At 62.6% G+C, this 18,347-nt stretch carries 15 protein-coding genes, 1 tRNA gene and 1 pseudogene; 10 read left to right on the forward strand and 7 right to left on the reverse strand.

Translation table 11 applies throughout. The annotated features are described in order from the left end of the window. Positions 1 to 15: 15 nt before the first annotated feature. Positions 16 to 1,104, reverse strand: coding sequence for an LLM class flavin-dependent oxidoreductase (locus HMPREF3087_RS04085; RefSeq protein ID WP_218078848.1), 1,089 nt, complete (start codon positions 1,102 to 1,104; stop codon positions 16 to 18). Between the two features lie 152 nt (positions 1,105 to 1,256). Here HMPREF3087_RS04085 and HMPREF3087_RS04090 point away from each other — a divergent pair, with 152 nt between their 5' ends. After that, entirely contained in the window at positions 1,257 to 2,273 is a 1,017-nt protein-coding gene (locus HMPREF3087_RS04090; protein ID WP_070428154.1) for a bile acid:sodium symporter family protein, read from the forward strand. Positions 2,274 to 2,373: 100 nt separating this feature from the next. Here HMPREF3087_RS04090 and gabT read toward each other — a convergent pair whose 3' ends face one another. From gabT to HMPREF3087_RS04115, 5 genes are all read right to left on the reverse strand, one after another. Next, positions 2,374 to 3,741: a 4-aminobutyrate--2-oxoglutarate transaminase gene (gene gabT / locus HMPREF3087_RS04095; protein ID WP_070428155.1), complete on the reverse strand. Its 1,368-nt coding sequence runs from the start codon at positions 3,739 to 3,741 to the stop codon at positions 2,374 to 2,376. A 42-nt stretch (positions 3,742 to 3,783) separates the two neighbouring features. Continuing rightward, on the reverse strand, positions 3,784 to 4,902 hold the full coding sequence (locus HMPREF3087_RS04100) for a CAF17-like 4Fe-4S cluster assembly/insertion protein YgfZ (protein ID WP_070428156.1): 1,119 nt from the start codon (positions 4,900 to 4,902) through the stop codon (positions 3,784 to 3,786). Positions 4,903 to 4,978: 76 nt separating this feature from the next. Beyond that, positions 4,979 to 5,671, reverse strand: a complete 693-nt coding sequence (locus HMPREF3087_RS04105) for a hypothetical protein (RefSeq protein ID WP_070428157.1) — start codon at positions 5,669 to 5,671, stop codon at positions 4,979 to 4,981. Positions 5,672 to 5,681: 10 nt separating this feature from the next. Next, positions 5,682 to 6,284, reverse strand: coding sequence for a heme-binding beta-barrel domain-containing protein (locus HMPREF3087_RS04110; RefSeq protein WP_070428158.1), 603 nt, complete (start codon positions 6,282 to 6,284; stop codon positions 5,682 to 5,684). Positions 6,285 to 6,485: 201 nt separating this feature from the next. Then, the gene (locus HMPREF3087_RS04115; protein WP_256173029.1) at positions 6,486 to 7,316 is read right to left on the reverse strand and encodes an ammonia permease; all 831 of its coding nucleotides are present in this window, start codon (positions 7,314 to 7,316) and stop codon (positions 6,486 to 6,488) included. A gap of 115 nt (positions 7,317 to 7,431) precedes the next feature. On the opposite strand from HMPREF3087_RS04115, the gene mshD reads away from it, so the two are divergent. The 8 genes from mshD to HMPREF3087_RS04155 all read left to right on the forward strand — a co-directional run bounded on the left by mshD (position 7,432) and on the right by HMPREF3087_RS04155 (position 16,336). Further along, positions 7,432 to 8,367 (forward strand): mycothiol synthase, encoded by a 936-nt coding sequence (gene mshD / locus HMPREF3087_RS04120; protein WP_176745002.1) that lies wholly within the window; start codon positions 7,432 to 7,434, stop codon positions 8,365 to 8,367. Then, on the forward strand, positions 8,367 to 10,511 hold the full coding sequence (locus HMPREF3087_RS04125; protein ID WP_070428161.1) for an RNA degradosome polyphosphate kinase: 2,145 nt from the start codon (positions 8,367 to 8,369) through the stop codon (positions 10,509 to 10,511). Before mshD ends, HMPREF3087_RS04125 begins: the two co-directional genes overlap by 1 nt. After that, positions 10,508 to 11,482, forward strand: a complete 975-nt coding sequence (locus HMPREF3087_RS04130) for an NUDIX hydrolase (protein WP_070428162.1) — start codon at positions 10,508 to 10,510, stop codon at positions 11,480 to 11,482. The genes HMPREF3087_RS04125 and HMPREF3087_RS04130 overlap by 4 nt, the downstream gene beginning before the upstream one ends. A gap of 226 nt (positions 11,483 to 11,708) precedes the next feature. Continuing rightward, entirely contained in the window at positions 11,709 to 12,818 is a 1,110-nt protein-coding gene (gene pstS, locus HMPREF3087_RS04135; RefSeq protein WP_070428163.1) for a phosphate ABC transporter substrate-binding protein PstS, read from the forward strand. A 117-nt stretch (positions 12,819 to 12,935) separates the two neighbouring features. Continuing rightward, positions 12,936 to 13,904 (forward strand): phosphate ABC transporter permease subunit PstC, encoded by a 969-nt coding sequence (pstC, locus tag HMPREF3087_RS04140; RefSeq protein ID WP_019175814.1) that lies wholly within the window; start codon positions 12,936 to 12,938, stop codon positions 13,902 to 13,904. Continuing rightward, positions 13,904 to 15,064, forward strand: a complete 1,161-nt coding sequence (gene pstA, locus HMPREF3087_RS04145; RefSeq protein WP_070428164.1) for a phosphate ABC transporter permease PstA — start codon at positions 13,904 to 13,906, stop codon at positions 15,062 to 15,064. The genes pstC and pstA overlap by 1 nt, the downstream gene beginning before the upstream one ends. A 110-nt stretch (positions 15,065 to 15,174) precedes the next feature. Beyond that, positions 15,175 to 15,954 carry a phosphate ABC transporter ATP-binding protein PstB gene (gene pstB / locus HMPREF3087_RS04150; RefSeq protein ID WP_070428165.1) on the forward strand — a complete coding sequence of 260 codons (780 nt, stop codon included), beginning with the start codon at positions 15,175 to 15,177 and terminating at the stop codon, positions 15,952 to 15,954. A 306-nt stretch (positions 15,955 to 16,260) separates the two neighbouring features. Continuing rightward, positions 16,261 to 16,336, forward strand: a tRNA-Lys gene (locus HMPREF3087_RS04155). Between the two features lie 598 nt (positions 16,337 to 16,934). Here the strand turns inward: HMPREF3087_RS04155 and HMPREF3087_RS10795 are convergent. Next, positions 16,935 to 17,015: pseudogene (locus HMPREF3087_RS10795) on the reverse strand (hypothetical protein); the annotation flags it as partial. A 153-nt stretch (positions 17,016 to 17,168) separates the two neighbouring features. Between HMPREF3087_RS10795 and HMPREF3087_RS04165 the strand changes: the two are divergent. After that, complete coding sequence (locus tag HMPREF3087_RS04165) at positions 17,169 to 18,083, forward strand: phosphoenolpyruvate carboxykinase domain-containing protein (RefSeq protein WP_070428167.1); 915 nt, start codon at positions 17,169 to 17,171, stop codon at positions 18,081 to 18,083. The last annotated feature ends 264 nt before the right edge of the window (positions 18,084 to 18,347 follow it).

Here is an 18,347-nt window from a genome sequence, read left to right on the forward strand (position 1 = left end):
CGGGAGACTAGAGGATCAGAAGAGCTCTTCGGCCAGAAGCTCGAGAGTCCGCTCTCGGGCGACCGAAGTGCCCAGGTCCTCGTCCGGGTAACCGCCGGCAACCGCCTGCATCATCACTTCGTCGACGCCACCCTCGGCTGCCAGTTCGCGCAGCTGACGGGCGGCGTCCTTCGGTGTGCCGATGATGTAGGTCTGCGCGAGCTTGTCCGCCACCGCGCGGTGACCGGCGGACATGACCTCGTCGGTTTCCCGCCCAACGGTCGGCATAGAGCGCATGGGAGCACCCACCCGCAGGTTCGCCATCTGGTAGAGGAACGGCTGCGCGAGGTTCCAGGCCTCTTCCTCCGTTTCAGCAACAACGACGTTCGCCGTCATGAAGCTGCGCGGCTGGCTTCCGAACTGGCCTGCTTCGAACTGGTCGCGGTACGTCTGCATGGCCTGCTGTGCACCCCGGCCGGCAAAGTGGTTGGCGAATACATAGGGCAGGCCGAGCGCTGCCGCCAGCTGGCTTGAGTAATTGCTCGAACCCAGGAGCCACACCTGGGCCGCCGGATTGACCTCAAGCTTCGGGGTAGCGCGCAGAGTGTGCTTGCGATCGCCGAACAGCTCCACGTCCAGGCCTTCCGGGCTCAGCAGGCGCAGAATGTCCATGACGTGCTGCGGGAAGTACTCCACCGGGTCAACCGGCTGGCCTTCACGATTGACCACCTGGCCGTCCCCCAGGTGACCCCACATGGCCATGCGCGTAAACGGGTCGGTGCCCGGTGCACGCCCAATGCCCAGATCAATCCGGTCACCGTAGACGGCAGCCAGCAGGGAGAACTGCTCGGCAACGGAATACGGAGCGTGGTTGGGCAGCATGACACCGCCGGAGCCCAAGCGGATCTGCTTGGTGTTCTGGCCCAAGTGCATAAGCTCGACAGCCGGGTGGCTCGATGCAATGGCCGGCATGTTGTGGTGCTCAGCCACCCAGTAGCGGGTGTAGCCCAGCGCATCGGCCTTTTCCACAAACGACTTCGAGGCCCGCAGGGCGTCACTGGTGGTCTGCTCGCCGCGTACCGGCACAAGGTCAAGAATTGAAAGCTTCAACGGTGATTCAGTCATAATCCCAGAACACCCCTGAGCCGCGAGTAATTCCCTCAGGTCGCCGAGGCGGGGCTGGGGTGGACTGCCGAGGTGGGGCTCGGGACCCGCGGTTCTCTTGCCATGTGAGATTTCACTGGGCCGAACGCGCTCTGGCGCGTAGATTACCCGCTATGGCACCCGGGAACACGAACTCACCCAGCGAAGACAGCGGCCGCGGGAGCGGCACCTCGTCAGCAGTACACACAGGCAGAGCAGCCGGCGACCAGCAGACCCGCAGCGCACGGCTGGCCGTGACGGCGTTCCCGGTACTGGTGGTGCTCGGCGGGCTGCTGGGAGTCGCCGCATCCGACACGCTCGTGGCGATGAGCCCCGCGATCCCGTGGGCACTGGGCGTGGTCATGTTCCTCATGGGGCTGACGCTCACGATGCCGGACTTCGCCCGCATCGCCAAGCGCCCCTGGGCAGTGCTGATCGGTGTTGCTCTGCAGTTCACCATCATGCCGCTGGCCGGACTGGCAATCGTCCGCCTGCTGGGCCTGGAGCCCATGCTGGCCGTCGGCGTCATCCTCGTAGGCTGTGCGCCCGGCGGCACAGCATCGAACGTTGTCACCTACCTGTCGCGCGGCGATGTTGCGCTGTCGGTGACCGTGACGACGGTGTCAACGCTGCTGGCTCCCCTGCTCACGCCGATCCTCACACTGTGGCTTGCCGGTTCCTACCTCGAGGTGTCGGCCGGGGCGATGATGCTCTCGATCGTCAAAACCGTGTTCGTGCCGGTTGTTCTGGGTGTCATCGTGCGGCTGTTTGCGGCACGTGCCGTGGAGGCCGTCGCACCGGCCCTGCCGTGGCTCTCAACCATCACGATCACGCTGATCGTCGCGGTGGTCGTTGCCGGTTCCAAGAGCAGCCTGGCATCCGCCGGGCTCATTGTTCTGCTGGCCGTCATCCTGCACAACGCCATCGGCCTAGTACTGGGCTATGGGACAGCCAGGCTCACGGGCCTTTCACCCGCTCAGCGCCGAGCCCTGTCCATTGAGGTGGGCATGCAGAACTCCGGGCTGGCAGCGTCCCTTGCCGCAGCCTATTTTTCGCCTCTCGCAGCACTGCCGGCCGCCGTTTTCAGCGTGTGGCACAACGTGTCCGGCGCGATCATCGCCGCGCTGTTTGCCAGGGCTAAAGCCGACTAGAACATCAGAAACGCTTCCGGCCGCTGCGTGATTGCAGCGGCCGGAAGCGTTTCTGCGGCTTAGCCGCGCGGCGAGGGCATGCCCCACCGCGCGGTTCAGATCATTTGCCGAGTGCCTTGGCGAAAGCCTCTTCCATGACGTCGAATGCGTCGTCAAGGAGTTCGTCGGAGATGGTCAGCGGCGGCAGGAAGCGCAGCACGTTGCCGAACGTACCGGTGGACAGAACGAGAACGCCCTGTTCAGCGCAGTACTTGACGACATCACCGGCGAGCGTGGGGTGCGGTTCAGTGGTGCCTTCGACAACGAGTTCGACGGCCTGCATAGCACCGCGGCCGCGGATGTCGCCGACTTCGGCGAAGCGCGACTGCAGCTTGGTGCAGCGGTCAACCATCTTTTCGCCGATCTCGAGAGCACGCTGGGCGAGACCGTCCTGTTCGTAGGCTTCGATGGCGCCGAGGGCACCGGCAACGGCAACCGGGTTGCCGGAGTAGGTGCCGCCCAGGCCACCGCCGTGCACGGCGTCCATGATTTCGGCGCGTCCGGTGACTGCCGACAGCGGCAGACCGCCGGCGATGCCCTTAGCGGTGGTGACGAGGTCAGGTGTGATGCCCTCCCATTCGGAAGCGAACATCTTGCCGGTGCGGGCAAAGCCAGCCTGGACTTCGTCAACGACGAAGACGATGCCGTTCTTCTGCGCGTACTCCTGCAGAGCCGGCAGGAAGCCCTCGGCGGGGACGATGAATCCGCCCTCACCCTGGATGGGCTCGATGACGATGGCAGCGACGTCTTCAGCGCCGATCTGCTTGTCGATCATGGTGGTGACGCGCTTTGCGGCTTCTTCTCCGGACAGCTTGGTGCCGTATGCGGCGTTGTCGCGGAAGGGGTAGGACATGGGTGCGCGGTAGACCTCACCGGCGAACGGGCCGAAGCCCTTCTTGTACGGCATGGCCTTCGCGGTCATGGCCATCGTGAGGTTGGTGCGGCCGTGGTAGGCGTGGTCGAACACGACAACCGCGTTGCGCTTGGTGTAGCTGCGGGCAATCTTGACGGCGTTTTCGACCGCTTCGGCACCCGAGTTAAGAAGCAGGGTGCGCTTTTCGTGGTCGCCGGGGGTCAGGCGGTTGAGTGCTTCTGCGACTTCAACGTACGCCTCGTACGGGTTGACCATGAAGCACGTGTGGGTGAACGCTTCCAGTGCCTCCTTGGCACGGTTCACCACGCGCGGGTTCGAGTTGCCGACGTTCGTGACGGCGATGCCTGCACCCAGGTCGATGATCTGGTTCCCGTCGATGTCCTTGAGGATGCCCCCACCGCCGGCGACGATGTAGGCCGGCAGCGAACTGCCGACACCGGCACACACTGCGGCCTTGCGGCGCTGCTCGAGTTCACGGGACTTCGGTCCGGGGATTTCAGTTACAAGTTTGCGTTCCTGCGGCAGGCTCTGCCCGCCCTGCTCCAACGTAGTCATGAGGTCAGTGTAGAACTCTCTGACGCGTTCGTGCAGACCGGCTCACCTGCCAAACCGACGAAGATCAACTTCGCGATTGATCTGCGGCAGGCCGACGCGGTTTTCGCGTTTGAAGGCAACGATTTCTTCGACCGTGGTCGGCAGCTTTTCGTCTTCGTCTCCGGCAACCAGCAGCTGTGCGTCAGGGCTGGTTCCGCGGCGGATCAGAGCAAGCGCCACGGGCCCGTACTCGTAGTGGATCGCGGTCGAGGTCAGGTGCCCGATCACCCTTTCGGCACCTCGGACTTCGGCATAGACTTCCGCGCCCGGGCGCGGAATGGTGTGAGTCGAACCGTCGACGTGCAGGAACACCAGGCGGCGCGGCACCTGACCCAGGTTGTGTACGCGCGCCACGGCTTCCTGCCCGCGGTAGCAGCCCTTGGCCAGGTGCACGGCGGTGCGCAGCACGTCGAGTTCGCCCACGAGCGTTTTCGAATCAACGTCCTGCGGGGACGGCCGCCAGTTCTCGATCCTCAGGGCCTCCCACGCGTCGCGGCCGGCAACGCCGCCGGGCTGCCAGTCACGCAGCTGCTCCCGCGGGCACAGCTGAATGCGCAGGTCGTTCGTGTGGCCCGGGTGTTTCGGTGAAGCCTGTTCCTGGCCCAAGTCAAGGGCAGCATACGAGGCGGAGCCGGCTCCGATTGCAGGCCACGGGTCGTTCCACTCGGCTTGGACGGGAAGCCCTTCCGGTGCGGGGCCGACCGTGCCAACGCACTGGAACTCAGGCGTGCGGTCGGTGATTTCTGCGCGCATCATGAAGCGCATCGAATTCAGCCATTCGACGGCTTCTTCACCGCCGGTTTCGAAGATCAGCCACAGGCTGTCCTCTTCCGCGATGATCCGCACCCAGTGTTCAATGTGCCCGGTGGCCGACAGGATCAGCGTTTCGGTGCTCGTTCCCGCCGGCAGGTTCTCCAGTGACTGCGTTGTCAGGGAGTGCAGCCAGCGCAGACGGTCTTCGCCGGTGAGCGTGTACACGCGGAAGCTCGAAAGGTCAGCGACACCACGGCCGGCAGCGAGGTCACGCTGTTCTTTCAGCGGCATGCCGAAGTGCTGGACTTCGTCTGCGCGTTCGTCGATGCCGTAGACGGCTGCAGAGCGGGGGTAGCGAAGCGAATTCACGAATCTCCTGACTGTTCGACGGGGAATACTGCATTGAGGCGTCGCAACCCGTTTGGGCTGCGAACCCTAAGCGGTGCTAGGACGCGAAGGGAACTGCTGATTCGAGAGTGTCGTAGGCGTCGTTCAGCGCATCTTGGGACTTGTGCAGCTGTGAGCGCACCGACCTCCACGCACCGGCCTCATCAACATTGTTGAGAGTGTCACGTGCGCCTTTGAGCTTTTTCATGGCCTTTGGTGCGTCGGCCAGGGCCGGTCCGGCGTCTTTGAGCGCTTCGAGGCGCTCGGCCAGCGACTGGCCGTCTTCGCCCTTGAACACCGAAGTCGACTGGGCGAGCTTCACCGCGGTCGGCGCGGCTTCATCGACGACGAGGATGAACTGGTCGAGGATCGTGGCAACGATGCTCACGTTCGTGTCGACGTCAGTGGACTTGCGCAGAACCGGCATGGGGAACTTGTCGATTTCCTTCCGCGCCGCGTGCAGTTCGTCCGAGGCCTTCTTCCGTGAAGCTTCGGCATTCTGCGGGTCGTCGCGCAGGTCATCAGCGAACTGTCGGGCGGCTTCGACGGCACTGTCCGCATGGGCGCGGATGTTCTGATACCGCACCGTGGCCGTTCCCACGACCGCCACGAGGAACCCCGCGATGACCGCGAGCACAACAAAGACCGACACGAAGATCGCCAGATTGCGCCGTCTGCGGCGTCTGCGCTCTTCGAGTGTCGGCCCGTCGTCCCATTCCAAGGGGTATTCGGCAGTGTGATCGATCGTCATGGAAACCTTGTCAGGCGACCTTCTTCAGCCGTGCCGAAGCGTGGCTGCCCAGCGGATTGCCGAGTGCGGCCATGTCCCATGCCCACAGAAGATCACCTTCGACCAGCCCGTACATGCGGGTGGAGGACTTGTATTCCTTCGAGGTGGTGGTGCGGGCGACGAGGTCAGTGGCCAAGTCAATACGCGGGCCCTTGACGCGGCCGGTGTAGAGCTCCATGATGCCGTGCGGCTGAACGATCGACACTTCGAGTTCGAAGGCGTCGTCGTCTCCGCGCAGCTTTTCGACGGATTCGGCCGTCGTGAACGGGGTGTCCGCTGTGGGCACCATGAGTCCCGGACCGGCGTCGTGGGCTTCGCGCTTGCGCACCAGCTGCCAGATGCCGGTTTCCATGGTCAGCGTCTTGTCGATCTTGCCGTCGTCGTCAAGCGTGTACGCCTGCGCCGTGTAGTGCAGGAACGGAGCGCCGACGGGGGCGACGAAGTCGATGCGCTGGCCGAACTGGGTGTCGGGAGCGTCAGCGTAGCCGACGACGCCAACACCCTCCCAGGACCCGATGACCCATGCCAGCGGCACAAGCTCAGGAGCGAGGTCCGTAGGGATTTCGGTGACCATCAGCGGCGGCTCTTGAAGAGGTTGGTGATGACCTTGGCCGCAACACCGATGGTGCCGAGGCCGGCGAGGGCAACAAGAACGGTGAAGAAGGTTTCGAGAACCACGAAGTTATCCATGCCATCAGTGTACCCAGGGCGCGATTGGAAAGAAGACGCGCCCGGCACATCGTCAGTCGACCTGACCACCCGGTCACAGATCAGGTCAGATCATGGGGAAGATCAGCGGCAGCTGATCGAAGATGTAGACAACCACACCGCCGAGCGCAATAGGTGTTCCGCCCAGGGTGAGGTTGACGCCGACTTCGCGGACTTTGCTGCGGTTGGGACTGCGCCTGGGACTGCGCGCATGGAAGCGGCCGACGGCAATCGGGGCGAGCGCGCGGTCAACAGCGGCGACGAGACCGCCGAGGATCACCCCCATGATGCTCGCTGAAACGAGAGTCTGGGTCGGATACCACCAAGCGGAGTAGGCGATGAGCGCGCCGACGAGCCCCGCGATGATCGCCAACGGCGAGGTGTAGCGGGCCGGGAACGGCAGGATGGATGCGCATTGAGCCAAGAAAATGGCGGACAGTCCGATGATGATCGCCGACTCATCGCCCGGCAGGCGGAAACTCGCAGCCCACGAACACGCCGCGAGCGTCACGACCACACCGGCCACCTGCGCTGACACATTGGCCACGGCGTTTGAGGCCTCAATGCCGCGTGCCAGGTTCTGCACGAACGCCCACAGCAGCGCCAAGCCCGTCAGCAGCGGCAGCCACTCCAGGTGCGGCGGATAGATGCTCATCCACGTGCTGCCCATGCCGGCCAGGCCGAACACGAACAGCATGATCGACGTCAGCCAGCGCTGCGGGGAGTCAGTCAGACGCGGCCAGCCGAAGGCGAGAACGCCGACGAGAGCGGCTGTTGCCAGGGCCACGGGTATGACGGCAACGGCCTCGCCGGCGAGCGGGTAGCTTCCCAAGAGGGACGTTGCCCCCAAAGCGAGCGCTCCAACCAAGGCCACGAGGGCGCGAAACCATCTGTACACGGCCCTATCGTCTCAGAGCCGGATGAGTCTGCCTAATGGCGGGGAAAGCGCGGCGCGTCGATATACTGTGGCCGCGAAGCCGGAAACCCGATCGCCGCGAAAGGTGGCAGCAGCTGTGTCCTGGGATATTCACTCTCCCGCCCGCGTTGACGGAAGCGTCCGCAGCCTTCTTGCAGAAGCGCAGCGCGCAGACGGTGTTCCCCCACTGTCAGACGGTGTGCTCGATGCGGCGGATGCCGCCGACACGACCACTGTCGCTCTGGTCGATGGCTCGACCGTCGTCGGCTTCGGAATTGCCACGGGGCTGGGCTCCCGAGGTGCCGTCGAGTTCACAATCCACCCCGACTTCAGAGGTCAGGGACTGGGCAAGAAGCTGTGGACCGAACTGCTGGAGCGCCTGCGGGCTGAGGGAAGTCAGCACACCACGTGGCCGTGGTCGCACGGAAACCACCCGGCCGCCGCGGCTCTTGCCGCCGAATACGGCTACACGCCGCAGCGCACTCTTCTGCAGCTGCAGACCCCGCGCGTGGAAAAACTCGAACTGCCGCCGCTGGATCTTCCGGCTGGCGTTTCGCTGCGCACTTTTGAAACCGCGGACGAAGAGCGCTGGCTGGAAATCAACAACGCTGCCTTCTCCTGGCACCCGGAACAGGGCAACCAGACCATTGAGGACATTCGCGGTCGCACCCGCAGCGCTGATTTCGACCCGCGCGACGTCATCATCGCCGAACAGGACGGCCGGGTCATCGGCTTCCACGACACCAAAATGCACCCCGAACACGTTTCCGGTCTGCTGGTGGGCGAGGTCTACGTCATCGCTGTAGATCCCAGCGTGCACGCAAAGGGCATCGGCAATGCACTCATGGTTGCCGGCATGCGCGACATGATCGACCGCCGCGGAGCGCAGATGCTCGAGCTCTACGTAGAAGACGACAACGACAAGGCCCTCGGCCTGTACGACCGTCTGGGGTTTGCACACCGCATTGAACACATCAGCTACGCCCCGCCGCAGGCTGAGGACACCGCTGAAACAACGCAGGGAGAACGCTGATGTACGACGTCGCCGCCAGCGGGAAGAAACACGACCTTCCCGAACCACAGGACCGCTACCTCGACCGCGAACTGTCGTGGCTGGCGTTCAACGAGCGCGTGCTCACCATGGCGGACGACCCCGAAACCCCGCTGTTGGAGCGGGTGAACTTCCTGTCGATCTTCGCGTCGAACCTCGATGAGTTCTTCATGGTCCGCGTGGCCGGCCTCAAACGCCGCATCGCCACGGGACTGGCCGTACCTTCTGTCACGGGTGCCCAGCCGCGAGCGGTCATGCGGTCCATCAACAAGCATTCGCGTGCACTGGCCAAACGCCACACGCGGCTTTTCCTCGACGACATCAAGCCCAAACTCGCAGACCAGGGCATCCACTTCGTGTCGATGGACGAACTCACCGCGCGCGAACACAAGCGGATCGACCGCTTCTACCGCGAGCGGGTCTTTCCCGTTCTCACTCCCCTGGCAGTCGACCCCGCGCACCCCTTCCCCTATATTTCGGGGCTTTCGCTCAACCTCGGCATCCTGCTGCGCAACCCCGCTACAGGATCGGAGAGCTTTGCCCGCCTCAAAGTGCCCGGCCTGCTGCCCCGGTTCATCAACGTGTCAGAGTCCCCCGACGGAAACCGGGTGGTGTCACCAGAACACCCCGCCCGCTTCGTCGCGATCGAAGACCTCATCGCCACAAAGCTCGACACCCTTTTCGAAGGCATGGAGATTGCCGGCTATTCGCTCTTCCGCGTCACCCGCAACGAAGACATGGAAGTCGAAGAAGACGAAGCCGAAAACCTGCTCAAGGCGCTGGAAAAAGAACTCAGCCGCCGCCGCTTCGGCCCGCCCGTCCGTTTGGAAGTCACCCACGACATCCACCCCCGCGTGCGCGCGCTGCTGCAGGAAGAACTCGACCTGGCAGACACCGAAATCATCGAACTGGACGGTCCACTCGACTTCACGGGACTGTCGGTCATTGCGGACATTCCCCGTGACGACCTGCACTTCCCCCGGGCCGTTCCGCGCATGAACCGCGACCTCGCACCCACCGAAACCGCCGACCAGGTCGACGTCTTCGAAGCGACAGCGGAACGCGAAATCCTCCTGCACCACCCCTACGATTCCTTTTCGACATCAGTGCAGGCCTTCATCGAACAGGCGGCAGCCGACCCGCACGTGCTGGCCATCAAGCAGACCCTGTACCGCACCTCGGGAGACTCCCCGATCGTCGACGCGCTCATCGAAGCCGCCCACGACGGCAAACAGGTGCTCGCTGTCGTCGAAATCAAAGCCCGCTTCGACGAAGAGGCCAACATTTCGTGGGCGCGCAAACTCGAACGGGCCGGCGTGCACGTGGTCTACGGACTCGTGGGCCTGAAGACCCACGCCAAGCTCTGTCTTGTCGTGCGGCAGGAAAGCGACGGCCTGGTCCGCTACTCACACGTGGGCACCGGCAACTACCATCCCAAAACGGCCCGCGGCTACGAAGACTTCGGCCTGCTGTCCCGCGATCCCGTGCTGGGCGAAGACATTTCGAAGCTCTTCAACAAGCTCTCCGGCTATTCGCCCCGCTCGGACTACCAGCGGCTCGTGGTCGCACCACAGTCAGTGCGCACCAGCCTGCTGCACCTGATCAACCGCGAAACCGAAAACGCTCGCGCCGGCAAACCCGCTCGCGTGCGCATCAAGGTCAACTCCATCGTCGACGAAGCCATCATCGACGCGCTCTACCTGGCCAGCCGCGCAGGCGTGCAGTGCCAGATGTTCGTGCGCGGCATCTGCGCCATCCGACCCGGGATCAAGGGGCTGAGCGAAAACATCGAAGTCCGCTCCGTGCTGGGCCGCTACCTCGAACACTCACGCGTGTTCTCCTTCCTCAACGACGGGAACACCGAAATGTGGATCGGCTCAGCCGACCTCATGCACCGCAACCTCGACCGTCGCGTCGAAGCTCTCGTCGAACTCAAATCAGCCGAACACATAGCCAAGATCGACGCCCTGTTCGACCGCGCGTTCGACCCGGCGACCGAATCCTTCGTCCTGGGTCCCGCGGGAGTGTGGCGGCACATCGACCGCTCACCCGACGGCGAGAAACTCGCCAACTATCAGGAACTGACCATCGCCGACTACCGCCGTCGCCCAGGAGAGCGCCCGTGAGCCCCACCCCTGTCGCCAACGCCGGCGAATCCGCCAAGATCAAAGCCGACGTCTTTGCCGCCGGCGCAGTTCTGTGGCGCGACTTCACCGGCCAGCTGGAAGTCCTGCTCATCCACCGGCCCAAGCACAAAGACTGGTCGTTCCCCAAGGGCAAAGTCGACAAAGGCGAAACACTTCCGGAAGCCGCCGTGCGCGAAGTCCGGGAAGAGACCGGCTACATCATCCACCTGGGCCTGCCGCTGCCGGACGCCCGCTACACGGTGGGAAAGAAGCTCACAAAGCACGTCAAGTACTGGTCTGCTGAAGTCACCACGACCCAAAAGCCCGCGGCCGACAACCCCAAAGAAGTCGATGAGGGGCAGTGGCTGCCCATCGATCAGGCCATCAAAAAGGTCTCCCGCCACTCAGACCGCGAACAGCTGGAGAAGCTCAAACTCGCCTACTCAACAGGTTCTCTGCGGGCGTGGCAGTTCATCATCGTCCGCCACGCCAAGGCCTTCCCACGCTCCAAATGGCACGAAACAGAAGCGCTGCGGCCTCTGCTGGCCATCGGTACGCGCCAGTCGATGGCGCTGACCGGCCTTTTGGGTTCCTGGAACATTCCCAAGCTGCTGTCCAGCCCGTGGAAGCGCTGCACCGCAACGCTCAAGCCGTTCTCGGCAGGCCGCGGACTGAAGATCTCCACCAACCGCTGGCTGTCAGAGAAGGCGAACACCCAAAACCCCAATAAGACCGTCAAGGTGCTGAAGAAGGTTATGGCACGCGGCCAGACGACGGCCATCTGCTCGCACAGGCCGGTGCTGCCGACATTCCTGGACGTCGTCACCGAATACTGTGTGCCCGGCCTGGCGGAAAAGCTGCCGCAGAAAGACCCGTACCTCAGCCCCGGCGAGATCCTTGTGGCCTATGTGCGGCCGGGCTCTGTCCCGAAGATTGTCGACTTCGAGCGCTTCCGCCCGATCGATTCGTAAGAGCTTTCTGACCAGCCTTACTGAGCAGGGAAATCACGCAGAGTGAGCCTGATCGCGGCGGCAACAATAGCCTGATTTCAGCGCTTGTGTGGCCGGGAACACCGCAGCCAAACAGAGGTTCACCTTCAGTTAACCTTAAAAGTTCCTGGACGTTACACGCACGGCCTAGCTTTTGAAGAGCACTGAGGGAAAACCTACCCCGTGACCTCGAAAGAAAGGCACTCTTGTGAAGCTTACGCGCCTCGCACCTGCCGCAGCCGCATTCGCCGCAGCTGCAATCACCCTGTCCGCATGCGGCGGAGGATCCGCCACCGGAGAATCCGGCGGAGGCAACGAAGGCGGAGACCAGGTCTCCGGCGAACTCGTCGGCATCGGAGCGTCCTCGCAGAAGGCCGCCATCCAGTCCTGGACCACCGACTTCACCGGACAGAACTCCGACGTGACCGTCAACTACTCGCCCGACGGCTCCGGCGCTGGCCGCAAGCAGTTCCTGGCCGGCAAGGCAGACTTCGCCGGTTCGGACGCATTCATGGACGACGACGAACTCGAGCAGGCCAACAAGGTCTGCGGCGACGGCGGAGCTTTCGAATTCCCCGTCTACATTTCGCCGATCGCCATCGCCTACAACCTCGAAGGCGTTGACGAACTCAACCTCGACGCTGCCACCGCCGCAAAGATCTTCGCAGGCAAGATCACCAAGTGGAACGACAAGGCAATCGCCGACCTGAACCCGGACGCTGACCTGCCTGACACCAAGATCACGGCTGTCCACCGCTCCGACGAATCGGGCACCACCAAGAACTTCACCGACTACCTCAACAAGGCAGCCGGCGAAGACTGGAAGGACGAAGCAGCCGAAGAGTTCCCGAAGGAAGCCGGCGGTGAAGCTGCACAGGGCACCGACGGTGTTGTTTCGCTCGTTTCTGAAACCGACGGCGCAATCGGCTACGCAGACGCTTCCGCAGTTGCCGACGACCTCGGCACCGCCAAGATCAAGGTCGGCGAAGACTTCGTGGAGTACACCCCCGAAGCGGCCGCCAAGGTCGTTGACGCTTCGCCGGTCGCCGAAGGCCGCGGCGAAGGCGACATCGCTGTCGAGCTCAAGCGCGACACCGAAGAAGCAGGCGCTTACCCGATCGTCCTCGTGTCCTACCACATCGTGTGCTCGTCCTACGACAGCCAGGAAAAGGTCGACCTGGTCAAGGCTTGGGAAAACTTCGTCGTGAGCGAAGAGGGCCAGGAATCGGCTGCTGAAAGCGCGGGCTCGGCTCCGATCTCCTCTGAAATGCGCGACAAGATCACCTCTGTCCTCGACAAGATCGAAGTCAAGCAGTGATCTTACGCCGGTCTGAAACATACTCAGACTGAGCATTAGGGCTGTGCGGCTGTTCGGGACGGACTCCGAACAGCCGCACAGCCCGTTGAAATACCTACCCACACCACAGGAGCTCTTTTGTCTACAGCAACAGACACACAAGCCTCTGCTCCGGACACGAAGAAGTCCCGCACGGTAATCCGTCCCGGTGACCGCATCTTCTCGGCAGCTGCACTCAGCGCAGGCATTTTCATTCTCGCCATCCTCGCCGGCGTTGCATTCTTCCTGCTTCTTCAGTCCACGGACACCATCAAAGCGTCGTTTGACGACCCCTCGCAGATCAGCGGCGGACGCGGTTTCCTGCCCTACGTGTTCCCGCTCATCATCGGCACACTGATCTCGGCCGTGATCTCGCTGATCATTGCGACCCCCTTCGCCATCGGCATTGCGCTGTTCACCACGCACATGGCCCCGCGAAAACTCGCACCGGTTCTCGGCTACACGATCGACCTTCTGGCTGCCATCCCCTCGGTCGTCTACGGCCTGTGGGGCCTGGCACTGTCGAGCAACCTCGTCGGTCTCTACGCCTGGCTGGCCAAGTACCTCGGCTGGATCCCGATTTTCGCACCCGACGACGACGGAGCCATTTCACAGACGGGCCGCACCCTGCTCACCGCGAGCTTCGTCCTGTCCATCATGATTCTGCCGATCATCACGTCGCTCGTCCGCGAAGTCTTCCTCCAGACCCCCCGTCTGCAGGAAGAAGCCGCGCTGGCTCTTGGCGCAACTCGCTGGGAAATGATCCGCATGGCTGTTCTGCCCTTCGGCACGTCCGGCATTGTGTCCGCCGTTATGCTCGGCCTGGGCCGCGCTCTCGGTGAGACGATGGCCGTCGCCATGGTTCTGTCCTCGGGCGGCCTGATCGTGTCGCTTCTCCTGTCGGGCAACCAGACGATCGCAGCGGAAATCGCCCACAACTTCCCAGAAGCCGCAGGTCTGCGCCTCTCTGAACTCATCTCGATCGGCCTCGTCCTGTTCGCGATCACGCTGGTGGTCAACATGACAGCACGCTGGATCGTTGCTCGCACGACCGTGAAGGGGAAGTGATGAACACCCAGACAAACACTGTTGACAAGAACCGCAGCTCATCGCATCTGGTCACAAAGCGACTGCCCAAGTTCGCACCCCTGTTCGTCGCCGCGGGCTCCATCATCCTGGCGATCGTCCTGACGTTCGTCATCGCACACGGCTTCAACGTTCCGCTTGCCGCGTTCCTCGCCGGCGTCATCAACCTCGCCATCATCGTCGGGTGGTCGTGGACGGTCGAAGGCCGCCGCAAGGCAGTCGACCGTGTGGCCACAACACTCGTGACTTCGGCATTCGCGCTGGCGCTCATTCCACTCATCTCACTTCTGTGGATGTCGCTTGAGAAGGGCGGCCCCGTCCTCGTCGAAAACTCCACCCTCCTCTCCCGCTCCATGGAAGGCATGAAGGGCATCTACGACAAGGAGTTCGCCGCCGGTGAAGGTGAACTGTTGGGCGGCTTCTACCACGCCATCGTCGGTACGCTGCTCATCACTCTGTTCGCTGCACTGATCTCGATTCCGGTCGGCATCATGTGCGCCGTCTACCTGGTGGAATACTCCGGCGGCAAGAAGGCCGGCGCGCTCGGCCGTTCGATCACCTTCTTCGTCGACGTCATGACGGGCATCCCGTCGATCGTTGCAGGTCTGTTCGCCTTCTCCCTGTTCTCAACTGTCATCGGACTCGTCGCACCCGAAAGCCTCACGGCCGCGAAATCGGGTATCGCAGCGTCCGTGGCACTGTCTGTGCTCATGATCCCGGTGGTCGTGCGCAACACGGAGGAAATCCTTCGCCTGGTCCCCCACGACCTGCGCGAAGCTTCCTACGCGCTCGGCGTTCCCAAGTGGAAGACGATCGTCAAGATCGTCCTGCCCACCGCGATCTCGGGCATCCTGTCCGGTGTCACCATCGCAATCGCTCGCGTCATCGGCGAAACCGCACCGATCATGGTGACAGCCGGCTTCGCGGCAAGCGTCAACTGGAACGTATTCTCCGGCTGGATGTCCACCCTGCCGACGTTCATCTACGACTCCGTGACCCGACCGACCGCACCGGGCAGCGCAGCAATCGCCTCGGTTGACCGCGCATGGGCCGCAGCGCTCGTGCTCATCATCATCGTGATGGTGCTCAACCTCGGTGCGCGCATCATGGCAAAGGTCCTTGCCCCCAAGACCGGCCGCTGACCCACCCAGCCCAACAGACAAGAATTCAGCCGACTTCCACCTCGTGAATTCAGTCGGCACCCCGGACCCCGGGGAAACGGCATAAGCCGCAACAGATTTTTGGAGGAAACGTGTCCAAGCAGATCGACATCGAAGATCTCAACATCTTCTACGGCGACTTCCGCGCTGTCGAAGGCGTGTCCATGACCATCGAACCGAAGTCCGTGACCGCATTCATCGGCCCATCGGGCTGCGGTAAGTCCACCGTACTGCGCACGCTCAACCGCATGCACGAAGTGATCCCCGGCGCCAGCGTGCAGGGTTCCGTCAAGATGGACGGCAAAGACATCTACGGCCCCGGCGTTGACCCCGTCAACGTGCGCCGCGAAGTCGGCATGGTGTTCCAGAAGGCCAACCCCTTCCCCACCATGTCGATCAAGGAAAACGTGCTTGCCGGTGTTCGCCTGAACAACAACAAGCTGTCCAAGTCTGAAGCCGACGACCTCGCAGAACGCGCGCTGCGCGGCTCGAACCTGTGGGAAGAGGTCAAGGACCGTCTGGACAAGCCCGGTTCGGGTCTTTCCGGTGGTCAGCAGCAGCGTCTGTGCATTGCACGCGCCATCGCGGTCGAACCGGAAGTCATCCTCATGGACGAACCGTGCTCGGCTCTCGACCCGATCTCGACGCTCGCCATTGAGGACCTCATCAACACCCTCAAGGACCGCTTCACCGTCGTCATCGTCACGCACAACATGCAGCAGGCCGCCCGTGTGTCCGACAAGACCGCGTTCTTCAACATCGCGGGAACCGGCAAGCCGGGCAAGCTCATCGAGTTCAACGAGACCTCGAACATCTTCTCGAACCCGGATAAGGAAGAGACGCAGAACTACATTTCTGGCCGCTTCGGATGATCTGCGACTGAAACCGCCTGCCTGCACGGTTTGTTGACGGTGCAGGCAGGCCGCTCCCTGCAGGCCCACTGGGTCTGAACCACACAGTCTGAGGCGTTCACCGAGGAGTTTCTGGGTAGGTTCTCCCTTTGGACGGCTCATCCCCCGCGGGGGTGGAAGGAACTAGTCCTCCTTCCACCCCCGCATTCTTATTGTCTGGTATCCGAAACGAGCAGGACTCGTCCGGCGCGCCGTACGAGGCGGGAGGCATCCGATGATTTGAGCCGCGGCATGGCAAAGGATAAACTGGTCAGGCGCTGTGTGCGCGGGCCTCTAGCTCAGTTGGTAGAGCAACGGACTTTTAATCCGTGGGTCGTGGGTTCGATCCCCACGGGGCCCACCAGAAGGTCGTTGTTCAAACCGGCGACATTACCGGTTTGAGACCTCGATTCAGCGGCCCGCCCCTCGTGGCGGGCCGCTATCGTCTGCACACCAGGGTCGAAGAACGCGTTGAACGGTTCCCCCGGTTCACCGATAACGGTGCCCTCCTCACTGAGGTAGAGCTTGTCGAAGAACGCCTGGTTGGCGATGCGCCGCAGCGAGTCATCGATGCTCATGTATAGCTTGTAGCAGTCTCTGCCCAGTGCGAGGCAGTCGTCCAGGTGGGCACTTGCCAGTTCGTACTCCATGTCACCGGCTTCGATCTGTGCTTCGAGGAACGCGAGCCGTCTGCCGATGCGATCCTGCTCTGACTTGAGGAGATCAAGCGGCACCGCCCCCGCGTAGTGGGCTTGCAGAAGTTTGGAACGCTCTGCCTGGAGGTCGTCGTGTTCGAGCACGTGTGCGTTGCGTTCTTGCTTGACGGTGGCGTGGAGTTGAGAGAATTGCGCGGTGATGAGGCTACGCAATCCCTGGATGGTGCGCTCAGGGATTTGGATGCGCCGGTAGTAGTCTTCGACCGCGGCTTCAACATCAGGCACATACATTGCTTTGCGTTCACAGTTGGTGCGTTTGGCGTGACGACCGGCACAGATGAAGTACGGGTAGATGACGCCACGGCGGCTCTTGGCGTTGGTGACCATGAGTCGGGAGCCGCACTCACCGCAGAACACGGTGCCTTTGAGATAGTGATCGTGGGTTTGGGTTTTCTCGCCTGATACTTGTTTTGCGCCGAGCACTGATTGGACTCGGTACCAGACTTCGGGGCCGACGAGTGGGGAGCAGTCCACTACGGCATGAACCCCGAAAACGGGATCTTTGGTGTCGCGAAAGACACCAACGAAACCACGAACCCTGTAGCTGTCGATGCAATGAGCCCCGGAAGCGGTGCGATCTTCACGAACGTCGCCCGCCACGACCTAACCGGGGAGGTGTGGTGGGAAGGCAAAACCCCAGAGCCGCCAACGCAGATCGAAGGATGGCGCGACTGGGCCGGTCACCTCATCACCGACCGCGACGAGCGCACGAGAAATGACCCCTGGGCGCACCCGAACAGTAGATTCGCGACCGCACTCACCAACATCCCCACGCTCGCTCCTGCCGCTGACCATCCCGCCGGAGTACCAATTGACGCGATCATCTTTGGTGGACGCACCAGTGACCGTGAACCCCTGATCCGCGCGATCACCGACCTCGCGGAGGGTGTCTACGACGGACTCACCTTGGGTGCCGAGGCCACCTTCGCAGCCGAGGGCCTCGACGGGCAATTGCGCTATGACCCGATGTCCATGCGACCCTTCCTCTCCTACCCGGAAGGGGACTATGCCCAGCACTGGCTCTCCATCCTCGGCAACCTTGCCCACCCGCCAATCTTCGCTCACGTCAATTGGTTCCAGCGAGATCCAGACGATGGCCGCTACCTCTGGCCGGGGTACCGTGACAACCTCCGTGCTCTCCTTTGGCTTATCGACCACCATCACGGACGCGCGACCGGGCAGCACACCCCGGTCGGTATTCTCCCCACAGCTGACGAACTCGACCTCGACGGACTCAACCTCCAAGCGGGCGATCTCGACCGGCTGCTTCATATCGACCGTGCGCGATGGGGTGCTGAGATGGGCCACCGTAGCGAGCATCTCGCCCAATTCCCGAACCTCCCCAAACCTATTCGTGACGTACACAAACGCATCACCACGCAACTTGAGGAGTAGTAAGTTCAGCGACCTTGAGAACAGAGTCGGGGCGACGTGACCAAAAAACACGATTGCTATGCTTTTCAACTACGGCATTCCAAACATATAAGTTTGGAAATCAAGAGAAAGATGTTCAATGCGCACTCAATCACGATTGGTGACCGGCTTGGGAGTCATGGCGGCAGCTACGCTCCTTAGCGGGCAGAGGGGTCTGCCTCAGAGGATCTCGTGCGCCCGTGTGTTTCGCGATTTAACGGGTGAAAGCGGAGGGTTTACGGTAGG

This window comes from Brevibacterium sp. HMSC22B09, assembly GCF_001806795.1.
GTDB lineage: Bacteria > Actinomycetota > Actinomycetes > Actinomycetales > Brevibacteriaceae > Brevibacterium > Brevibacterium ravenspurgense.